Consider the following 17,345-nt stretch of genomic DNA (forward strand, 5'->3'; position numbering starts at 1 on the left):
CGACGAACGCTTGAGGAGGCTGGACCGATGGACGCGAAGACCGGTGAGATGAGTGGCTGCCCGATGGACAAGCCGGTGACCGTGCGGTCGCTGCTGGGGCGGCAGAACGCGGACTGGTGGCCCGAGCAGATCCCGGTCGATATCCTGCACCAGAACGGCAAGTCGCCCGATCCGATGGGGGCGGACTTCAACTATGCCGAGGCGTTCAATGCGCTCGACTACGATGCCCTGAAAGCGGACCTGACCGCGCTAATGACCGACAGCCAGCCGTGGTGGCCGGCGGACTACGGCCACTACGGGCCGTTCATGATCCGCATGGCGTGGCACGCGGCGGGGACTTATCGCACGGCCGACGGGCGCGGCGGGGCGAACTCGGGGCAGCAGCGGTTTGCGCCGCTCAACAGCTGGCCGGACAACGGCAACCTCGACAAGGCGCGGCGGCTGCTGTGGCCGATCAAGCGCAAGTACGGCAAGAACATCAGCTGGGCCGACCTGTTCATCCTGGCCGGCAATGTCGCCATCGAGAGCATGGGTGGGCCGGTGTTCGGCTTCGCGGGCGGCCGACGCGACGTGTTCGAGCCGGAGCGGGACATCTACTGGGGCTCCGAAGAGCAGTTCGTCGGTCACCCGGACAACAAGACCCGCATCCTGCCGGAGGAGGAGCTTGAACTGGAGCACCCGCTGGCCGCGATCCAGATGGGCCTCATCTACGTCAATCCTGAAGGACCGGGCGGGGTGCCCGACCCGATGCAGTCGGCGCGCGACATCAAGATCACGTTCGAGCGGATGGCGATGAACGTCGAGGAGACGGTGGCGCTGACGGCCGGCGGCCACACGTTCGGCAAGGCGCACGGCGCGGGCGACCCGAGCCACGTCGGTGACGCGCCGGAGGGCGCTGACATCGCCATGCAGGGGCTGGGCTGGACCAGCACGCACGAGAGCGGGATGGGCGAGCACACCATCACCAGCGGGATCGAGGGCGCGTGGGTGAACACGCCGACCCAATGGTCGGAGAACTACTTCCGGCTGCTGCTCGACTACGAATACGAGCTGGTCCGCTCGCCGGCCGGGGCCCAGCAGTGGCAACCGATCAACCAGCGCGAGGAGGACATGGCGCCGGACGCCCATGTGCCGGGCAAGAAGGTCCCCACCATGATGACCACCGCCGACATGGCGTTGAAGGTCGATCCGGAGATGCGGGCGGTCAGCGAGAAGTTCAGGAACGACCACGAGGCGTTCAAGGACGCGTTCGCGCGGGCGTGGTTCAAGCTGACCCACCGCGACATGGGGCCCAAGGTGCGGTACCTCGGGCCGGAAGTGCCGGCCGAGGACCTGATCTGGCAGGACCCGGTACCGGCCGGCCGCGACCCGAGCAGTGCCGAGGTGCAGGCCTTCGCGAAGGCGATCCTGAACTCCGGGCTGACGATTGGGCAGCTGGTCAAGACGGCCTGGGCGTCCGCCTCCACCTACCGCCAGTCGGACCATCGCGGCGGCGCAAATGGCGCGCGCATCCGGCTGGAACCGCAGCGCGGTTGGGCGGTGAACGAGCCTGAGGAGCTCAGCCAAGTACTGGCGAAGATCGACGAGCTGCGCGGCGAGATGTCGATGGCCGACGCCATCGTGCTGGCCGGCAGCGCGGCGGTGGGCAAGGCGGCGCGGGATGCGGGCTTCGACATCACCGTTCCGTTCACCGGCGGGCGCGGGGACGCGACTCAGGACTGGACGGATGCGGAGAGCTTCGCGGTGCTGGAGCCGGTCGCGGACGGGTTCCGCAACTACCTCAAGACTAAGCATAGCGTCCGGACGGAGGAGCTGCTGCTCGACCGCGCGGCGCTGCTGGGGCTGTCGGCGCCGGAAATGACGGTGCTGCTGGGCGGCCTGCGGGTGCTGGGCGCCAACCACGGCAACAAGCCGGAAGGCGTGTTCACGAACCGCGTGGGCCAGCTGACCAACGACTTCTTCGTCAACCTGCTGGACAACGACACCTTCTGGGAGGTGGTCGATACCAGCGCGGACGAGGAGTTCATCGGTTACGACCGTGGCGGCCGGACGGAGAAGTGGCGGGCGACGCGGACGGACCTGATCTTCGGGTCGAATAGCCAGCTGCGCGCCACGGCCGAGGTCTATGCCGAGCGCGGCAACGAGGAGCTGTTCGTGCGGCACTTCGTGGCCGCCTGGACCAAGGTGATGAACGCCGACCGCTTCGACCTGCTGGCCAAGGGCGAAGTGTCGGCCGATCAGGCGGGCGACGGCAGCAACCGCGGGGTGTGAGCCGGACCCGAGCCGGCCGCAGCGACGTTGAAGTCCTGGCGGCCGGAGCGGCTGCATAAGGAGGCGCGATGCACGGCGACGGCCTCGTTGACCTGGATTGCCGCCGCGCCTGGTGGGCGCCGGCGGTAATCGCTCCCGAGCGCAACTGGAGCGGGGCACCCGGCTGCCGACGCGGGGCGCGCTTTCTGCTCGATCCAGCGACCTGCCGGGTTAGCTCGCAGCAGCAGCGGCCCTTCGAGAGCCGGGGCGAGTGCCTGCAGTGGATCATGGCCCATCGGCGCCAGCTGCGCGAAGGGCTGCCCGGTGCCGAGGTGCGGCCGGTCAACCTGGCGCGGTGGCTGCTCGGGCTGGAGTGAAATCCTCTCGGTGACGGCGGAAGGCGTCGGCGAGCAGCTGGAACTCCGCGGTACGGGCCGAGCCGCGGCGCCAGACCAAGGCGATCTGGCGGCTGGCATGGTCGGCATCAAGCGGGCGGACAGTGACGCCAGTGTTGTCGAGCAGGCCGGAGTCGACCGCCATGCGCGGGACCAGAGTTACGCCCAAGCCATTGTCGACCATCTGCACCAGCGTGTGCAGCGAGGTGCCGAGCATCATCGCCGACGCACGCAGGTCCGGCCGATTGCAGGCGGAGAGGACATGGTCCTTGAGGCAATGGCCGTCTTCCAGCAGCAGCAGGCGGCCGGCGGCGATGTCGTCGGGCTGCACGGCGTCGGGCGCGGGCTCGTTGGCGGGAAAGGCGACCATCAGCTCGTCGGCGAACAACTCCGCCTCCTCCACGTCGCCGCACGCATAGGGCATGGCGAGCAGCACGCAGTCGAGCTGACCGCGATGGAGGCCGTCGCAGGCCGCCTGGCTGGTTTCTTCCCTCAGGTAGAGCCGAAGCCCGGGGAACTCGGCCCGGAGGCGGGGCAGGATGGCGGGCAGGAGGAAGGGGGCGATGGTCGGGATGACGCCCATGCGCAAGTCGCCGGTCAGCGGGGTGCGCTCGGCCTGGGCAATGTCGGCCAACTCCTCCGCCTCGCGCAGGACACGGCGAGCCTTGTCGACGATGCGCAGGCCCAGTGGAGTAAAGCGGATCACGCGGCGGGTGCGCTCCACCAGCATGTGGCCGAGCAGCGTCTCGAGCTCCCGCAGGGACGCCGACAGCGTCGATTGGGTGATGAAGCAGGCGTCGGCCGCGCGGCCGAAATGGCCATGGTCGTGGAGGGCGACCAGATATTGCAGCTGACGCAGGGTGGGGAGGTAGGCGCTCATCGGTTTCGCCAATCACTTTGATCGAACTTAGCGCCTTGTGCAATCACTCCGAAACCTTACATGCGGCAGTGCAACACGACACGTTCTCGCAAATGCGAGATCAACACACCAGGAGACCTGAATGCTTACCGTTGGTGACACTATTCCGAGCCTTGTCCTGCCCGTCCAGCAGGGGACGTCGGCCCTTCCCAACGGCGAGACCATCGACCTTGGCCAGACCAACGGCCGCTGGAAGGTGCTGTTCTACTGGCCCAAGGACTTCACCTTCGTCTGCCCGACCGAGATTGTCGGCTATGGCGAGCTGAAGGGTGAGTTCGCCGACCGCGACGCCGACCTGATCGGCGCCTCGACCGACACCGCGCACGTCCACTTCGCATGGCGCAAGTCGGACGAGCAGCTGGCGCAGGCCGACTTCCCGTGGATCGCGGACAACGGCAAGCAGCTGGCCGAGGCGCTGGGCATCCTTGATCGGGCCGAGCATGTCGCCTACCGCGCGACCTTCATCATCGATCCGGACAACGTCATCCAGCACGTCACGGTGAACGGCCTCAACGTCGGCCGCAACCCGCAGGAAACGTTGCGGGTGCTGGACGCGCTGCAGACCGACGAGCTGTGCCCGTGCAACTGGACGGAAGGCCAGCAGACGCTGAAGCCGGCCGCCTAAGCCACCTTAACGGACTTCCCGCCCGTACCCTGTTTGGGCGGGAGGCTGCGTGCCACCCGGCAGCCACGGGATACCCCCTGTCCCATGCCGGTTTCGCTGGCTGCACTCCCCGGCGCCGTCCCCCGGCGCCGGGGAGCTTGCCATTCCAATGCAGGATGATCCCCATGTCTCTCAAGCAATTCGCCGACGCGCTGCCCGACTACGCCAAGGACCTGCGGCTAAACCTCGGGTCGCTGCTGAACGACCAGCTGCTGGGCGACCAGCGCAAGTATGGCCTGCTGCTCGCCTGTGCGCACGGCACGGGGTACAAGCCGATCGTCGAAGCAGCCGAGGCCGAGGTCGCCGGCAAGCTGTCCGACGAGGCCGCCAATGCGGCGCGTTCGGCGGCGGCGGTGATGGCGATGAACAACGTTTACTACCGCTTCGTCCACCTCGCCTCCAACCCGGTCTACGGCACGCTGCGGGCGGGCCTGCGGATGAACGCAATTGGCAATCCGGGCATCGACAAGGCCGACTTTGAACTGTTCAGCCTGGCGGTGAGCGCGATGAACGGCTGCGGCATGTGCATCGACAGCCATGAGAAGGTGCTGGGCGAGCATGGGGTCAAGCCGGAGGTGATCCAGGCCGCGGCGCGGGTAGCGGCGGTGGTGAAGGCGGTCGCGACGGTCCACGCCACCCTTTAGGTTCTCAGTCGCGCAAGGCCTCGCCGGCCAGCGCCTCGACCTGGCGGACGGCGACTTCGCGGACGGTTTCGCGATTCAAGCCGCAGGCACGGGCGATTTCCTCGCCCGCCAGGCTGTCGCCGATCGCGAGCAGGGTAAGGCCGAGCGTCATGCGGTCGACGGGGCGCGGGTCGCCCGCGGCCCGCATGATGCGGATGATCCGCTCGATAGTGGTGACGATCGGCTCCAGCGCCTCGCGCTGGCGGGTCAGCGCGATCCAGCCGATCAGTTCGCCCGCGCCTTCGCGACGGAAGGCATCGAACATGGCGTCGATCACTTGCCGCTCGCTGCCTTCACCGCGGCGACGTTGCTCGATCGCGCCTTCGATCGAGGCCGAGACCGTGCGGGCGATGTCCTCGGCCAGCGCGCGCTGCAGGCCGGCGGCCGACCCGAAGTGATGCAGCAGGTTGGCGTGGGTGCGGCCGACATTCTTTGCCACCGCCTGCAGCGTCACGGCGGCGGCGCCGTCCCGGATCAACAGGGCGCGCGCGGCGGCCAGCGCCGCGGCGCGGCTTTCTTCCGGTGAAACCCTTTTCCGCCCGAGCGGTTTGATTGACATATTTGTAAGCAATGATCAGATATCCGTGGCGTGAGGCTTGGAGGACGGACATGAACGTTGCAACCCTGAAGCGGACCACGCCGACGCCAGCGGACCTGACGATCACGCCGCGCGACCTGCGCTTCGGGCGGGACGAGCAGACCGCGCGCTGGTGGCTGAACGGCGATCCGTACCAGACCGCCATCTACAATGCGCTGTCGGCGACCTTCCCCAAGGGAGAGGCCAATTTCATCGAATCGGTGCGGGCGTTCCGCGACCACGCCGACGAGCGGCTGGCCGGCGAGATCCGGGCCTTCACCACGCAGGAGGTGATCCACAGCCGCGAGCACCTGGCGTTCAACAAGCGGGCGACGGACGCCGGCTACGACCTGTCGCCGCTGGAGCAGACGGTCGACGAGAGCCTGGAGCAGCTGCACGAGAAGCCGCCGATCGCGTGGCTGATGTCGACCATGTGCCTGGAGCATTTCACCGCCATCATCGCGCACGAGCTGCTGGCCAACCCGCGGCACCTGGCCGGGGCCGACCAGGCGACCGCCGACATGTGGCGCTGGCATGCGGTCGAGGAGGTCGAGCACAAGGGCGTCGCCTATGACACCTGGCTGGCGGTGACCAAGGGCTGGCCGCGGTTCAAGCGGTGGAAGCTCAAGTCCATGATGATGCTGCTGGTCACGAAGAACTTCGTCGAGCACCGGACCGCGGGAGCGATGGAGCTGCTGCGGCAGGACGGGCTGACGGGCCGCAAGGTCAAGCTGAAGCTGCTGTGGGCGCTGTGGGGCAAGCCCGGTATCTTCCGCAAGGTTGGCGCGGCGTGGCTTAAATTCTTCCTGCCCGGTTTCCACCCGTGGAACGAGGACGACCGCGAGCTGATCAAGGGGTGGGAGCAGACCTACCCGTACCTGCAGGTGCCGCCCAAGAAGCGGGTGCGGAGCGCCACCCCGGCCTGAGCCGGGGTGACCTGATCACGCCGCCATCCGTCCTTCCGGCTCCGCCAGCCGCAGGGTCATGAGCCGGCTGGTCGCCTCGCCGCCGCGGGCACAGCTGTGGCGAGGCGCGGTGAGACCGGTCGGGGTGAATCCGAGTTTCTCCAGCACGCGGCCGCTGGCCGGATTGTCGAGGAAGTGGGCGGCCTCGAGCTGCGGCAGACCGAGGGTGCGGGCGATCTCCAGCAGCTGGCGGCCGGCTTCCGTCGCATAGCCCTGGCCCCAGTGGGCGCGGGCGATCCAGTAGCCGAGCTCGACATTGCCGGACGGGCGGCGACCGAAGCCGCAGCCGCCAACCAGCTGCGGCGCGCCATCCGTGCGACGGAACAGCAGGAAGGTCGGGAGCACCGGATCCTTGGGCGCGCCGAGAAAGGCCTGCGCCTCGGCCAGGCCATACGGCCAGGGCGCGGTGGCAAGATTGCGGACGATCTGCTCGTCGGCGATTGCCTTGGCGAGGGCGGGCGCGTCCTCGGCCCAGCCGGGTCTCAACAGCAGTCGGTCGGTCCGTGCGAACATTGGTCGTCTCCCCACTCGCGGCCCCGCTAGCGGGGTCGCATGACAGTTTCGGGAGAAGAAAAAGAACAGGGAGAAGAGGGGCCTTCCCTCTTCTCCCTTTCCTAATCCGGTATTCGGATGTCGGGTCGGGCCGGCCCCTCTGGAGGGTGGCCCGTCAGCGACCAACCCTTATTCGGCTGCTTCCGCCGCCGGCATAAATTGCGCGACGTGCACGTACTTGCGGCCAAGTCGGCCGTCGCGGAACTCGACCTTGCCGTCACAGAGCGCAAACAGGGTGTGATCCTTGCCCAGGCCGACGTTGTCGCCCGGGTACCACTTGGTGCCGCGCTGACGCACGATGATGTTGCCGCCGCGAACGGATTCGCCGCCGAACTTCTTGACGCCGAGGCGCTTGCTTTCCGAGTCGCGGCCGTTGCGCGAGGAACCGCCAGCCTTCTTATGTGCCATGACGAAAAACTCTTCTTGCGATTAGGTTAGGCCTGCTGGCCTTCGGACGAATTGTTAGCAGGTGCGGCATCCGAAGTCGAGACTTCGTGAGTTGCCTCCGTGCCGGCGTCGGCCGGAGCCACGCCCTCGGCGCTGACCGCATCCTCGGGAGCGGGCGATGGCGACTTGGCCTTGCGCGGCGCCTTGGCCTTGGGAGCGGCGCCGTCGGTGGCCGAGGCGTCGGCCTGCGCCGGAGCGGCGCTGGCAGTCGAGGACGACTGCTGCGCGGTCTGGCCGCCGACCGACACGATCCTGAGGATCGTGTGCTGCTGGCGATGGCCCTTCTTGCGGCGGTAGTTGTGGCGGCGGCGCTTCTTGAAAATCACCACCTTGTCGGCCTTGGCCTGGGCGACGATCTCGGCCGCGACGGTCAGGCCGCCGGTGTCCTTGAGGTCGGAGCCGTCGCCCGCCAGCAGCACGTCGGAGAGGGTGATGCTGTCGCCGGCGTTGCCGTCCAGCTTTTCGACGACGATCTTGTCTCCGGGGGCAACGCGATACTGCTTGCCGCCCGTGCGCACGATTGCGAACATTGGCTCTTCTCTTTTCTGGCTCGAAACTCGGCTTCCGCACGCCGCAAGGCCCGGGGGCGCACCCCCGCGCGGAAGGGCTGCCGCCTAGGGGAGGGGGGCGCGGGTGTCAACCGCGCCCCGCCCCCCGCGCGCCTTAGAAATCGACGGAAGCGCGGGCGTAGACGAAGCGGCCGTTGAACCCGAACGGCGAGAAGATGGAGTAGGGGATATACTCCTGGTTGGCCGGGAAGGAGTTGGCGGCCGTCGTCGAGCCCGGGCGCAGGCCGAATGGCGAGCGGTCCGGATAGACGTCGAACACGTTGTTGGCGCCCAGCGCGAACTCGGTCCCGCCGCCCGGCTTCCAGCGCAGCTCGGCGTCGCTGATCCACTTGCGGCCGAGGAAAATATCGTCCGGGCCGTAGGCGGTCAGGCTGGTCTGGTTAGGCGCCAGCGGCGGTTCCGAGCCGGGCGAGACCACCTTGCCGTAGCGGGTGGTGCGGGCCGTGAAGCCGATCTGGCCGAAGTCGCCATCGGCGCTTAGCACGATCTTGTCACGCGGTTGGCCGTCGGTAAAGCGGATGCCTTCCACTCGGCCGAACAGGACGATGTTGGGGATTTGCGCCAGCGCGCCGGGAGCCGCCAAGCGCTTGTCGATCTTGGTCTTGTTGCGATTGTAGGCGGCGGTCAGCGTCCACTTGCCCAAGCTGCCCGTGCGCAGGTTGTACGCCGCCACCAGGTCAATGCCACGGGTGGTCGTGTCCACCCCGTTGACGAAGAAGCGGGCGGCCGAGACCTGCGGGAAGCCGGCCGCCAGCAGCAGGCTGGTGACCTGCGCCTGCACGGTGGCGATGTTGCCGGTGCCGCCCGTTCCGAGCGTTTCGGTGAGGACGATGCGGTCCTTGATCTTGATGTTGTAGAGGTCGGCGGTGAGGGTCAGGCCGCGCAGCGGGTTCGCGGTGGCGCCCAGGCTCACGTTCACCGACTTCTCAGGCTTCAGCGGCTTGGCGCCGAGGGCGACGGCCGCCGGTGCAGTGACCGACAGGGTGGCGATGTCGACGGGCACGCCGCCGATGAAGTTGGTTGAGAAAGTGGTGAAATATTGCTGCTGCAATGACGGCGCACGGAAGCCGTTGGAGATGGCGCCGCGGACCGCATAGCCCGGCAGGAACTCCCAGCGGGCGGCGAACTTGCCGTTCACGGTGGTACCAAAGTCCGAATAGCGCTCGATCCGGCCAGCCAGCGTCGTGGTGACGTTCGCCACCGGATCGGTGTCGAGTTCCGCGTAGGCGGCCCAGCTGTGCCGCGCCTGGTTGGTCTGGGCCGAGGCGGGAATGCCTGGGAAGCCTTGCGCGCCGGCCGGAGCGGCGCGACCCGGGAAGGAGCAGATGCCAGTGGCCGGGTCGAACCGGCCGCTAAGGGTGGTGATGCAGTTGGCGGCGGTGGTGGTGATCGGCGCAATCGCCAGCGGACCGGCGGCGTAGGACTCTACCTGGCCAGGGCGAATCTTGAAGCGCTCGCGCCGGTGCTCGAAGCCAACTGCGACGGTTAATGGCTTGGCGGCGCCGATGTTGTACTCATTCGAGAAGTCGGCGTTCGCCACCCATTGGGCGTAGCGCAGGCCGCCGGCGTCAAAGTCGGTCGGGCTGGCGGTACCGTAGGAGGTATTAAGCGTGTCGCTTACTTGATAATCGAAGCTGTTGTAGCCGCGGCCAACGGAGAAGTCGGCCTTCCACCCGGCGACCGCGCCGCGGGTGCCAACGAACGCCGAATAATCATCGAGGTCGGTGCCGATCAGCGGCAGGAAGCCGATGTCCGTCAGTGGCACGAAGTTCGCGGTGTTCGGCGCCTGGTTGGGCGCGAGTACGGCGTAGTTGCGGTTGGCCGCCGCGGCCTGCTGGCGCCAGTTGGCGGCGCTGGTCGCATCACGGTGGCCGTAGGAGCCGAAGCTGTAGAGTTCCCAGTCGGGCGTGATGTCGTAGCCGGCGTTGACGAAGACCGTGTAATCCTTCGAGTCCGGGTCGCCGAAGCGGAACTGGAGCCGGTTGAAGTTCACCTCGCGCGGGTCGAACGCGGCGGTCGGGCGATTGAAGTTCGGGCGAAGGTCATAGCCCGCGCGGTTGGTCCGGTCGCGGCTACGATATTCGGCCGAGACGTTGACGAAGCCGCGGTCGCCGAGCGGCAGGCCGAGGTTGGCAGCGGCGGTCACCTGCGTGCCGTCGTTGGCCTTCCGCTCCCCGTCGGTGTTGGCCAGGAGATAGCGCGGATCGTTGGTCGGCACGGTGCCAAGCACCGGCTGACCGTCCGGGCCGAGTTGCAGGCCGGTGACGGCGGCCACGTCCGACAGGGTGGTGTGGTATTCGCCATAGGTCAGGCTGGCGCGGCCGCTGTGTGCTGAGTTCTTGAGCTGGATGTTGATCACGCCGGCGATCGCGTCCGAGCCGTACTGGGCGGCGGCGCCGTCACGCAGCACCTCCACCCGGCTGATGGCGATGCCGGGGATGAGGTTCAGGTCCACGGCCGAACTGCCGCGACCGATCGTGCCGTTGATGTTGAGCAGCGAGGCGACGTGGCGGCGCTTGCCGTTGACCAGCACCAGCGTCTGGTCGGGGCTGAGGCCGCGCAGGGTGGCCGGTCGGAGCGTGTCGGAGCCGTCGGCGATCGACGGCTGCGGGAAGTTAAAGGACGGGACCAGCTGGTTGAGGATCCGGTTGGTCTCGGTCTGGCCGGTGTGGACGATCGCGTCGGAGCCGATCACGTCCACCGGCACGGGGCTGTCGGCGACAGTCCGGTTGGAACTGCGGGTTCCGGTGACGATGATGGTCTGGTCGCCGGCCGGACGCTCGTCCTGCGCCTGGGTGGAGGCGGTGGCGTCCTGGGCGGGCGGAACATCCTGCGCGGCGGCGGCGGAGGCGAAGGAGAACAGGCTAAGCGACGCGAGTAACGAGGCGCGGACGGTAAGGGTCATCGATCTAAGCTCCTGCAGCAACGAGACGCGAGGCTGGCGGCAGGAGGGAGGAGATGCGAATTCGCGCGCACCGGCAAGCGGCCGCGGGAGCTGATGTCGATTCAGTGACGCACCTGTTGCTGCGCCGCAACAAGGTGGCGGCCGGAGCTTAGTGCCGGTGCTCCGGGCGAAGCTTGTAACGGCCCGGTTCGAAGCCGTCGAAAAGCCCATCAATCGCCGGATGGTCGATCGGTTCGTCCTCTTCGTCGGGCAGCAGGTTCTGCTGGCTGACATAGGCGACGTAGCTCGACTCCGCATTCTCGGCGAGCAGGTGGTAGAAGGGCTGGTCCTTGCGCGGGCGAATCTCCGCGGGAATCGCTTCGTACCATTCGTCCGAGTTCGCGAAGACCGGGTCCACGTCGAAGATCACGCCGCGGAAATCGAGCAAGCGGTGCCTGACCACTTCGCCGATGCCGAAGCGAGCCCTGGACACCGGCGGAGCGGCGGGATCACGGTCCATTCCATCTGAACGTTGCACGAGCGACATGGCTGCAACTTAATGCGCCGCGGATACAGCACAAGCGGTCAGAACGGAACGCGGGTGCCGGCCCAGTCGAAGCAGGAGCCGCTGTCGGCGGCGGTGAGCGCGTCAAGGACGGCCAGCAGGCGCTCGGCCGCAAAGACGGGGGTGAACAGCTTGTCAGGGGCGACGCCGCGCTGGAACGGGCGGCTCATGGCCGTGTCCACGGTGCCCGGATGAAGGGTGACGCAGACCGCTTCACGGCGCGTGCGGGCGAGCTCAATGGCGGCGGTCCGGACGAGCTGGTTGAGCGCAGCTTTGGCGGCGCGGTAGCCGTACCAGCCGCCGAGGCGATTGTCCGAGATGCTGCCGACCCGGGCGGACAGGGCGGCGAACCGGCCATCAGGCGCGAGCAGCGGAAGGAAGTGGCGCAGGCACAGGACCGGTCCAATGGCGTTGATGGCGAAGCTGCGCTGCAGGTGCTCGGCGGAAAGGTCGCGTAGGCTGCGTTCCGGGTCCTGGCGGTCGTCGTGGAGCAAGCCGGTCGCGACGATGATGCGGGCGAAGGGCGCTTGGCCGGCAAGGCGGGCGGCGGCGGCGGCGATACTGCTTTCATCGAGGAGGTCCAGGTCGCCGGCCGAGCGGGACAGGCGGACAACAGGTCCGCGCTGCGAAAGGAGGTCGGCGAGGGCGCTGCCGATCCCGCCCGAAGCGCCGATGACGATGGCTGACATGGGCGAAGTGTCGGGGTCGGCGGGCCGTGCGCCAAGCTGACCATCGGGCTAGGCAAGAACCACGGGCGCTGCTAGAGGGCCGCCCGCGACCCGCCGGGCAGCGCCCTTATCATGCGGAGAGGTGGCTGAGTGGTCGAAAGCACCGCACTCGAAATGCGGCGTGCGGGCAACCGTACCGTGGGTTCGAATCCCACCCTCTCCGCCAGCTGCCTTTCCCATCCCTGCGCTCAGGCGCGCTCGCCCTTGCGTGGGGCGAACAGGACCGGCGCATAGCGCAGCAGAAAAAGGAAAAAGGCGGCGCCCCAGAGCAGCGCGCCCGTGCGCATCAGCCCGGTGTAGTGATGGACCAGCAGCGGAGCGGCGACACGGGCGAGGGCGCCGCCAGTGACCAGCAGATAGAGCAGGCAGGTGGCGCCGTCAGCACGCAGCTCGCGCGCCGTGTGGCCGAGACTGGCGCGGGTCATCACCGCCAGGATCATGGATCCCATGGCGCCGGCGGTGAGCGCGTGGACGGCGGCCGATTGCGGCACGACGTCCGTCCGGAGAATGCTGGCGCCGAGCAGCAGCAGTCCGGCAGGGAGCCAGGCAAAGGCGACATGCAGCATGAACACCAACGGGTCGGCCACCGTCCGCACGCCCCGCCAACGCAACAGCCGAAGCAGCTGCAGCGCGCCCGCGAGCGCCAGCAGGAGGCCGGTAAGGCGGGCATTGGGTAGCGCCGTCCACAATAGCAGGGCGGCGGCGGTGGCGGTGATCGCGGCGAGGTCGAAGCGGCCGGGCTGGGTGGGCAGGCCGACGGTGACTTTGCGCTTCACCAGCCAGTTGCGGGTGAAACTGGGAATGATGCGGCCGCCGACCAGGGCGATCAGCACGGAAATCACACCGATCGCAAGGCGCACGCCGGCCAGCGGGTCGGCGACCAGCCCGGCCATCGCCGCATGATCGAGCGCGTTGGCGCCAGCCAGCAGCAGCACTGCCGCCACCACCGGCAGGTTGCGATTCTTGGCGGCGATCACCTCCTGCGCGCCGACGGCCGCAATGACCAGGGGAAAGGCGACATCAAACGCGGCGGCGGTCGCTTGGCCGAGCAGGCCCGAGAACAGGAGGGCGATTCGGCCGGCAAGCCACAAGCCGAACAGCGCGGCCAGCGGCGCGCCCGCGATCGGGAGACGACCGGTCCAGTTCGGAATGGCGGTCAGCAGGAAACCGGCAACGACCGCGCCGACGAAGCCGAACAGCATCTCGTGCCGGTGCCAGGCGAGCGGGTCGATCGCGACAAGCAGGGTAACAACGCCAGCGAGGCTGCACAGCCACCAGGCGAGCGCCAGGAGCGCCCAGGCCGCACCGCCGAAGAAGAACGGACGAAAGCCGCCGCGCAGGAAGGCGGGGGACTGGGCCATGCGCCGGCGGCGAAGCGCCAGCATTTGTTCGCCGCGGGTGATCATGGTCGTTCACTGGGGCAAGCAGGGCCGGCCTCCCATGCGCAAAACTACTTACCGGCGGCGAGCCTGGCAGCGTCATGGCGACCAGCCTACCCGATGCCATCGCCGAGACAGGCGCGAGTCCCGGAACGGCACGGTTGCGATTTGGTCCGGAGGTGGAACTATCGTAAGACACGCGGCGTTCAAGTTTGCCGGTGTTTAGGCCGGTTTAACGTCCAAAACCGGTGGCAATGGGATAGTCGATGAGTTGGTACTCTAACGTCGCGCAATTGGCTGAGCAGCTTGCCGGGCGCGACCGGCCGCCGGCGGCGCCGCACGATGGGGTCAATGGAGATCCGGTCCTGCTGCACGATGGCGCGGACGGCGCCGAGCCCGAATACCGATCGTTCAACGCGCTGGCCCCGGCGCCAGCGCTGGCCTCGCGCCTGTCCACGGCGGCAGTGGACCGGGTCTATACCGCATTCGACGTGTCGCAGCCGGTCGGCCAGCCTGACGACCTGCGCGGCCGGGACCGGGAAGTCGCCACCCTGCTGAGCGGCGTGCTGCACCGGCGCAACCATGGCATCGTGTCGGGCCCGCGCGGGTCGGGCAAGACGTCGCTGGTGCGGGTGTTCGGGCAATTCGCCGATCGCGATGGCGTGGTGGTGCTGTATTCCGCCTGCGACGACGGCACGACCTTCGGCGAACTGCTGCGCAGCTACCTGGAGCAGATCCCGCCGTCGATGGTGGACGCCGGCTCGATCGAGATGTTCGAGCAGCGCGTACTGGTTTTCGGCGCGGACAGCAGTCCGTACCAGGCGACCGGCGTGCTCGCCATGCTGAAATACTCGCAGCTGGTGGTGGTGCTGGACGAGTTCGACCGGATCACCGACCGCGACCTCCACGACAAGATCAGCTCCCTGCTGAAGCTGGTGTCGGACGCGCGGCTGCCGGTGCGGTTCGTGCTGGTGGGCGGCAATTCCGCCTTTGCTGACATCGTCCGGGCGCACCCGTCGCTGATGCGGCACGTCACGCGCGTGTCTACGGCCCCGCTGCCAAACGAGGCGGTGCTGGAAACGCTCGACCGTTGCGCCGAGCGGTGCGGGATGGTGTTTGCGGACGGGGCCAAGCGGCTGATCGAGGAGATCAGCTGCGGATCGCCCTATCACGCGCGGCTGTTCGGCATGCACGGAGCGTTGAACGCGCTGTTCAGCCAGTCGCACGAGATCAACCTGGAACATGTGGAGAGCGGGCTGGAGGACGCATTCGAGGAGTGGGCCGAGCTCAATCCGGTCGACGCCCACGCGTTTCGTGACATCATGGCCGGCAAGCACGGGCCAGTCGGGCCGCTGGTCGAGTTCGCGCGCGATACCGCGCACCATGTCGCGGCCGACGACTTCGCGGCCCAGTGGAAGACGGTTCGGCGGCAGCCGCCCGTGGAGGCACCGGAAGGCCTGGCCGGCCTCGGCCACACGGTGCAGATGGTCAACGGCCATGCCTCGTTCAGGGATGCCACGGCACCACAGTTCCTCTTGGCGCTGAACCAGATCTCACGGTTCCCGCAGCAGGTGAAGGGCGGCCAGCGTGCTTAGTTTCTACGATTGGATTGATGCGATCCGCTATCGCTGGAAGCTCGTCGTGTTCACGATGGGCGTACTGGCGCTGCTCGGCTTGCTGTATGTGGCGGTGACTCCGCGCGTCTACACGGCGACCTCAAGCCTTCTGCTGGACACGGGTGCGCCGGACCCGGTCGGCGACGAGAATGGCGGCGGTCGGCAGCAGGACAATCGCGCGGTGATCGCGACTCAGGCCGACCTGGTGCGCTCGCCCCACGTGTCGGGCAATGCGGCGGTGCTGTCGGGTATCGCCAAGGATCCGCGCTATATCGAGCAATGGCGCGAGGCGACGGGCGGCAAGGTGGCTTATGCTGACTGGCTGCGTGGCAAGATGCGCGGCGCGCTTGAGGTCGAGCCGGGACGCGACACCAACGTGCTGTTGATCAAGGCCAACGCCAGCGATCCCAAGGAGGCGGCGCGGATCGCCAACGGCTATGCCCGCGCGTCCGTGGAGTCGCAGTACCGGCTGCGGACGGAGCCGGCCAAGGCCTATGCCACCTGGCTGGAGAACCGGCTGAAGGCAGCTCAGATCAACGTGGACAAGTCGGGCAAACAGCTGTCCAGTTTCGCCAGGGCGACCGGCATCACCAACGATGGCGACCTGTCGTCCGAAGGCTCGCTGACGGCCGAGGTGTCGACCCAGCTGGCGGCGGCCGAAGCGCGCGCCGCGGCGGCGCGGCAGACGGGTGGCGAGGCGGCGCAGGCCCGCGGCGATGCCGAGAAGAGCGAAACGGTTCAGCGGCTGCGAGGCCAAGTGGCTGAGCGCAGCGGCAAGCTGGCCGAACTGCAGGCGGTGTTCGGACCCGATTACCCAGATGTGCAGCGAACCCGCGCCGAAGTCGCGACGCTGCAGTCGCAGCTGAACGCGCAGCTGGCTAACGCCAATAGTACCTTCAACTCGGCGCGCGCTGCCCAAACCGGTGCCGAGCGCGCCGCGGCCGCGGCGAGCGAGGCGCGGCTGCGCGGCCTGGCGGCTCAGCAGCGCAGCCGGATGCTCAGCATGGGTACCAACCTAGCGAAGTATCAGCAGCTGAAGAATGAGTTCCAGGCGGCGCAGACCACCTACAACGATCTCAACCAGCGGCTGACCAAGATGCGGCTGCAGAGCGCGGTGCCGCTGACGGAAGTGCAGGTGCTCGACACCGCCAGCACGCCGCTGGTGCCGAGTTCGCCCAACGTCGGGCTGACGCTCGCCCTGTCGCTGGTGCTGGGCGCGCTGCTGGGCGCTGGTGCCGCCATCTGGCTGGAGCTGCGCGATCCGCGGGTCCGCAGCCGGATCGGGCTGGAGCGCCGCCTCGGCGCTCCCGTCATCGGCACCATCGCCCTGCCGCGGTACCAGGGCGCGATCGGCGGACGCAACGACGATAATCCGCTGCTGCTTGAAGGAAGGGCGGCCTGATGCGGCTCAGCACCGACACACTGACCGGGACGGTCGACGAGCGCGGCAAGGAGCCGCACGGCCGACTGGTCCCGATCAACGACGCGGGCCGGGCGCCCACGCCGTTCGTTCCGGCCGCTGGCCGCGGCCGCGGTGCGGACGATGGGCCGCTCGGCAGCCAGCTTCGCGACTTGCTCACCTCGCTGAACCACGGTTCGGGGGTCCACCATACGCCCCGGCGGATCGTCATCGCCGGGGTGCACACGGGGGAGGAGGCCTCGTTCCTAGCGTCCAGCCTGGCGATGACCTGCGCCCGCAGCGGTTATCGCGCGCTGCTGGTCGATGCCAACATCCCACACCCGATGGTGCACCGCAACCTGGGGCTGTCAAATAAGTTCGGCCTGTCGACGCTGCTCACCTCGTCCGACCCGCCCCATGCGCTGCCGCAGGCGACGGCGGTGCCGAACCTGGCGGCGATTACCATTGGGCCGGAATGCGCCAACATCACCAGCCTGCTGACGCGCGAGCAGCTGTTCCACCGGCTGCAGCCGCTGGCGGGCAGCTTCGACTATATCCTTGTCGACTGCGCTGACCTCACGCCGGACCTGATTGGCCGGGTCAGCGCTGGGGCGGACAATGTGGTGGTGACTGTCAAGCAGCACGTGTCTTCGGTGCGGGAGATCTCGAGCGTCGTGGAGAGCTTGCGTCACGAAGGCGTGAGCGAACCCGCGATCCTGATGGTCGAATAGCCGGGAGGTCGATCTGATCCGG

The 17,345-nt window shown here is 68.0% G+C and carries 16 protein-coding genes, 1 tRNA gene and 1 pseudogene; 9 read left to right on the forward strand and 9 right to left on the reverse strand.

Annotated elements, in window-relative coordinates; all coding sequences use genetic code 11:
• The first annotated feature begins 27 nt into the window (after positions 1 to 27).
• Both katG and OMW55_RS01755 read left to right on the forward strand, forming a co-directional pair.
• On the forward strand, positions 28 to 2,271 hold the full coding sequence (katG, locus tag OMW55_RS01750; RefSeq protein WP_264880334.1) for a catalase/peroxidase HPI: 2,244 nt from the start codon (positions 28 to 30) through the stop codon (positions 2,269 to 2,271).
• Between the two features lie 68 nt (positions 2,272 to 2,339).
• On the forward strand, positions 2,340 to 2,627 hold the full coding sequence (locus tag OMW55_RS01755; protein WP_264880336.1) for a hypothetical protein: 288 nt from the start codon (positions 2,340 to 2,342) through the stop codon (positions 2,625 to 2,627).
• Here the strand turns inward: OMW55_RS01755 and OMW55_RS01760 are convergent.
• A complete protein-coding gene (locus OMW55_RS01760; RefSeq protein WP_264880338.1) occupies positions 2,593 to 3,525 on the reverse strand; it encodes a hydrogen peroxide-inducible genes activator in 933 nt (310 codons plus the stop codon). The two genes, OMW55_RS01755 and OMW55_RS01760, sit on opposite strands and share 35 nt — an antisense overlap.
• A gap of 121 nt (positions 3,526 to 3,646) precedes the next feature.
• Between OMW55_RS01760 and OMW55_RS01765 the strand changes: the two genes are divergently transcribed.
• A complete protein-coding gene (locus OMW55_RS01765) occupies positions 3,647 to 4,189 on the forward strand; it encodes a peroxiredoxin (protein WP_264880340.1) in 543 nt (180 codons plus the stop codon).
• Positions 4,190 to 4,353: 164 nt separating this feature from the next.
• The gene (locus OMW55_RS01770; protein WP_264880342.1) at positions 4,354 to 4,872 is read left to right on the forward strand and encodes a carboxymuconolactone decarboxylase family protein; all 519 of its coding nucleotides are present in this window, start codon (positions 4,354 to 4,356) and stop codon (positions 4,870 to 4,872) included.
• Positions 4,873 to 4,876: 4 nt separating this feature from the next.
• Here OMW55_RS01770 and OMW55_RS01775 read toward each other — a convergent pair whose 3' ends face one another.
• Positions 4,877 to 5,470 carry a TetR family transcriptional regulator gene (locus OMW55_RS01775; RefSeq protein WP_264880343.1) on the reverse strand — a complete coding sequence of 198 codons (594 nt, stop codon included), beginning with the start codon at positions 5,468 to 5,470 and terminating at the stop codon, positions 4,877 to 4,879.
• 50 nt (positions 5,471 to 5,520) lie between these two features.
• Here OMW55_RS01775 and OMW55_RS01780 point away from each other — a divergent pair, with 50 nt between their 5' ends.
• Positions 5,521 to 6,414 (forward strand): metal-dependent hydrolase, encoded by an 894-nt coding sequence (locus OMW55_RS01780; protein WP_264880345.1) that lies wholly within the window; start codon positions 5,521 to 5,523, stop codon positions 6,412 to 6,414.
• 15 nt (positions 6,415 to 6,429) lie between these two features.
• Here the strand turns inward: OMW55_RS01780 and OMW55_RS01785 are convergent, their stop codons facing one another.
• The 6 genes and pseudogenes from OMW55_RS01785 to OMW55_RS01810 form a co-directional block, all read right to left on the reverse strand.
• A complete protein-coding gene (locus tag OMW55_RS01785) occupies positions 6,430 to 6,966 on the reverse strand; it encodes a GNAT family N-acetyltransferase (protein ID WP_264880346.1) in 537 nt (178 codons plus the stop codon).
• Positions 6,967 to 7,134: 168 nt separating this feature from the next.
• On the reverse strand, positions 7,135 to 7,413 hold the full coding sequence (rpmA, locus tag OMW55_RS01790; RefSeq protein ID WP_264880348.1) for a 50S ribosomal protein L27: 279 nt from the start codon (positions 7,411 to 7,413) through the stop codon (positions 7,135 to 7,137).
• Positions 7,414 to 7,628: 215 nt separating this feature from the next.
• A pseudogene (rplU, locus tag OMW55_RS01795) lies at positions 7,629 to 7,982 on the reverse strand (50S ribosomal protein L21); the annotation flags it as partial.
• A 133-nt stretch (positions 7,983 to 8,115) separates the two neighbouring features.
• On the reverse strand, positions 8,116 to 10,926 hold the full coding sequence (locus OMW55_RS01800) for a TonB-dependent receptor plug domain-containing protein (protein ID WP_264880352.1): 2,811 nt from the start codon (positions 10,924 to 10,926) through the stop codon (positions 8,116 to 8,118).
• Positions 10,927 to 11,074: 148 nt separating this feature from the next.
• Positions 11,075 to 11,425 carry a heat shock protein HspQ gene (gene hspQ, locus OMW55_RS01805; RefSeq protein ID WP_264880353.1) on the reverse strand — a complete coding sequence of 117 codons (351 nt, stop codon included), beginning with the start codon at positions 11,423 to 11,425 and terminating at the stop codon, positions 11,075 to 11,077.
• A 65-nt stretch (positions 11,426 to 11,490) separates the two neighbouring features.
• Positions 11,491 to 12,159, reverse strand: a complete 669-nt coding sequence (locus tag OMW55_RS01810) for an SDR family NAD(P)-dependent oxidoreductase (RefSeq protein ID WP_264880355.1) — start codon at positions 12,157 to 12,159, stop codon at positions 11,491 to 11,493.
• 115 nt (positions 12,160 to 12,274) lie between these two features.
• Between OMW55_RS01810 and OMW55_RS01815 the strand changes: the two genes are divergently transcribed.
• Positions 12,275 to 12,364, forward strand: a tRNA-Ser gene (locus tag OMW55_RS01815).
• 22 nt (positions 12,365 to 12,386) lie between these two features.
• Here OMW55_RS01815 and OMW55_RS01820 read toward each other — a convergent pair.
• Positions 12,387 to 13,604, reverse strand: coding sequence for an NnrS family protein (locus OMW55_RS01820; protein WP_264880356.1), 1,218 nt, complete (start codon positions 13,602 to 13,604; stop codon positions 12,387 to 12,389).
• Between the two features lie 239 nt (positions 13,605 to 13,843).
• On the opposite strand from OMW55_RS01820, the gene OMW55_RS01825 reads away from it, so the two are divergent.
• Genes OMW55_RS01825 through OMW55_RS01835 form a run of 3 tightly spaced genes read left to right on the forward strand, consistent with a single transcriptional unit; the run spans position 13,844 to position 17,323 of the window.
• Positions 13,844 to 15,172, forward strand: a complete 1,329-nt coding sequence (locus OMW55_RS01825) for an ATP-binding protein (RefSeq protein ID WP_264880358.1) — start codon at positions 13,844 to 13,846, stop codon at positions 15,170 to 15,172.
• On the forward strand, positions 15,165 to 16,595 hold the full coding sequence (locus OMW55_RS01830) for a GNVR domain-containing protein (RefSeq protein ID WP_264880359.1): 1,431 nt from the start codon (positions 15,165 to 15,167) through the stop codon (positions 16,593 to 16,595). Before OMW55_RS01825 ends, OMW55_RS01830 begins: the two co-directional genes overlap by 8 nt.
• Positions 16,595 to 17,323 (forward strand): CpsD/CapB family tyrosine-protein kinase, encoded by a 729-nt coding sequence (locus tag OMW55_RS01835; RefSeq protein ID WP_264880361.1) that lies wholly within the window; start codon positions 16,595 to 16,597, stop codon positions 17,321 to 17,323. Before OMW55_RS01830 ends, OMW55_RS01835 begins: the two co-directional genes overlap by 1 nt.
• The last annotated feature ends 22 nt before the right edge of the window (positions 17,324 to 17,345 follow it).

This window comes from Sphingomonas arvum (assembly GCF_026013565.1).
In the GTDB taxonomy this organism is placed as follows: Bacteria; Pseudomonadota; Alphaproteobacteria; order Sphingomonadales; family Sphingomonadaceae; genus Sphingomicrobium; species Sphingomicrobium arvum.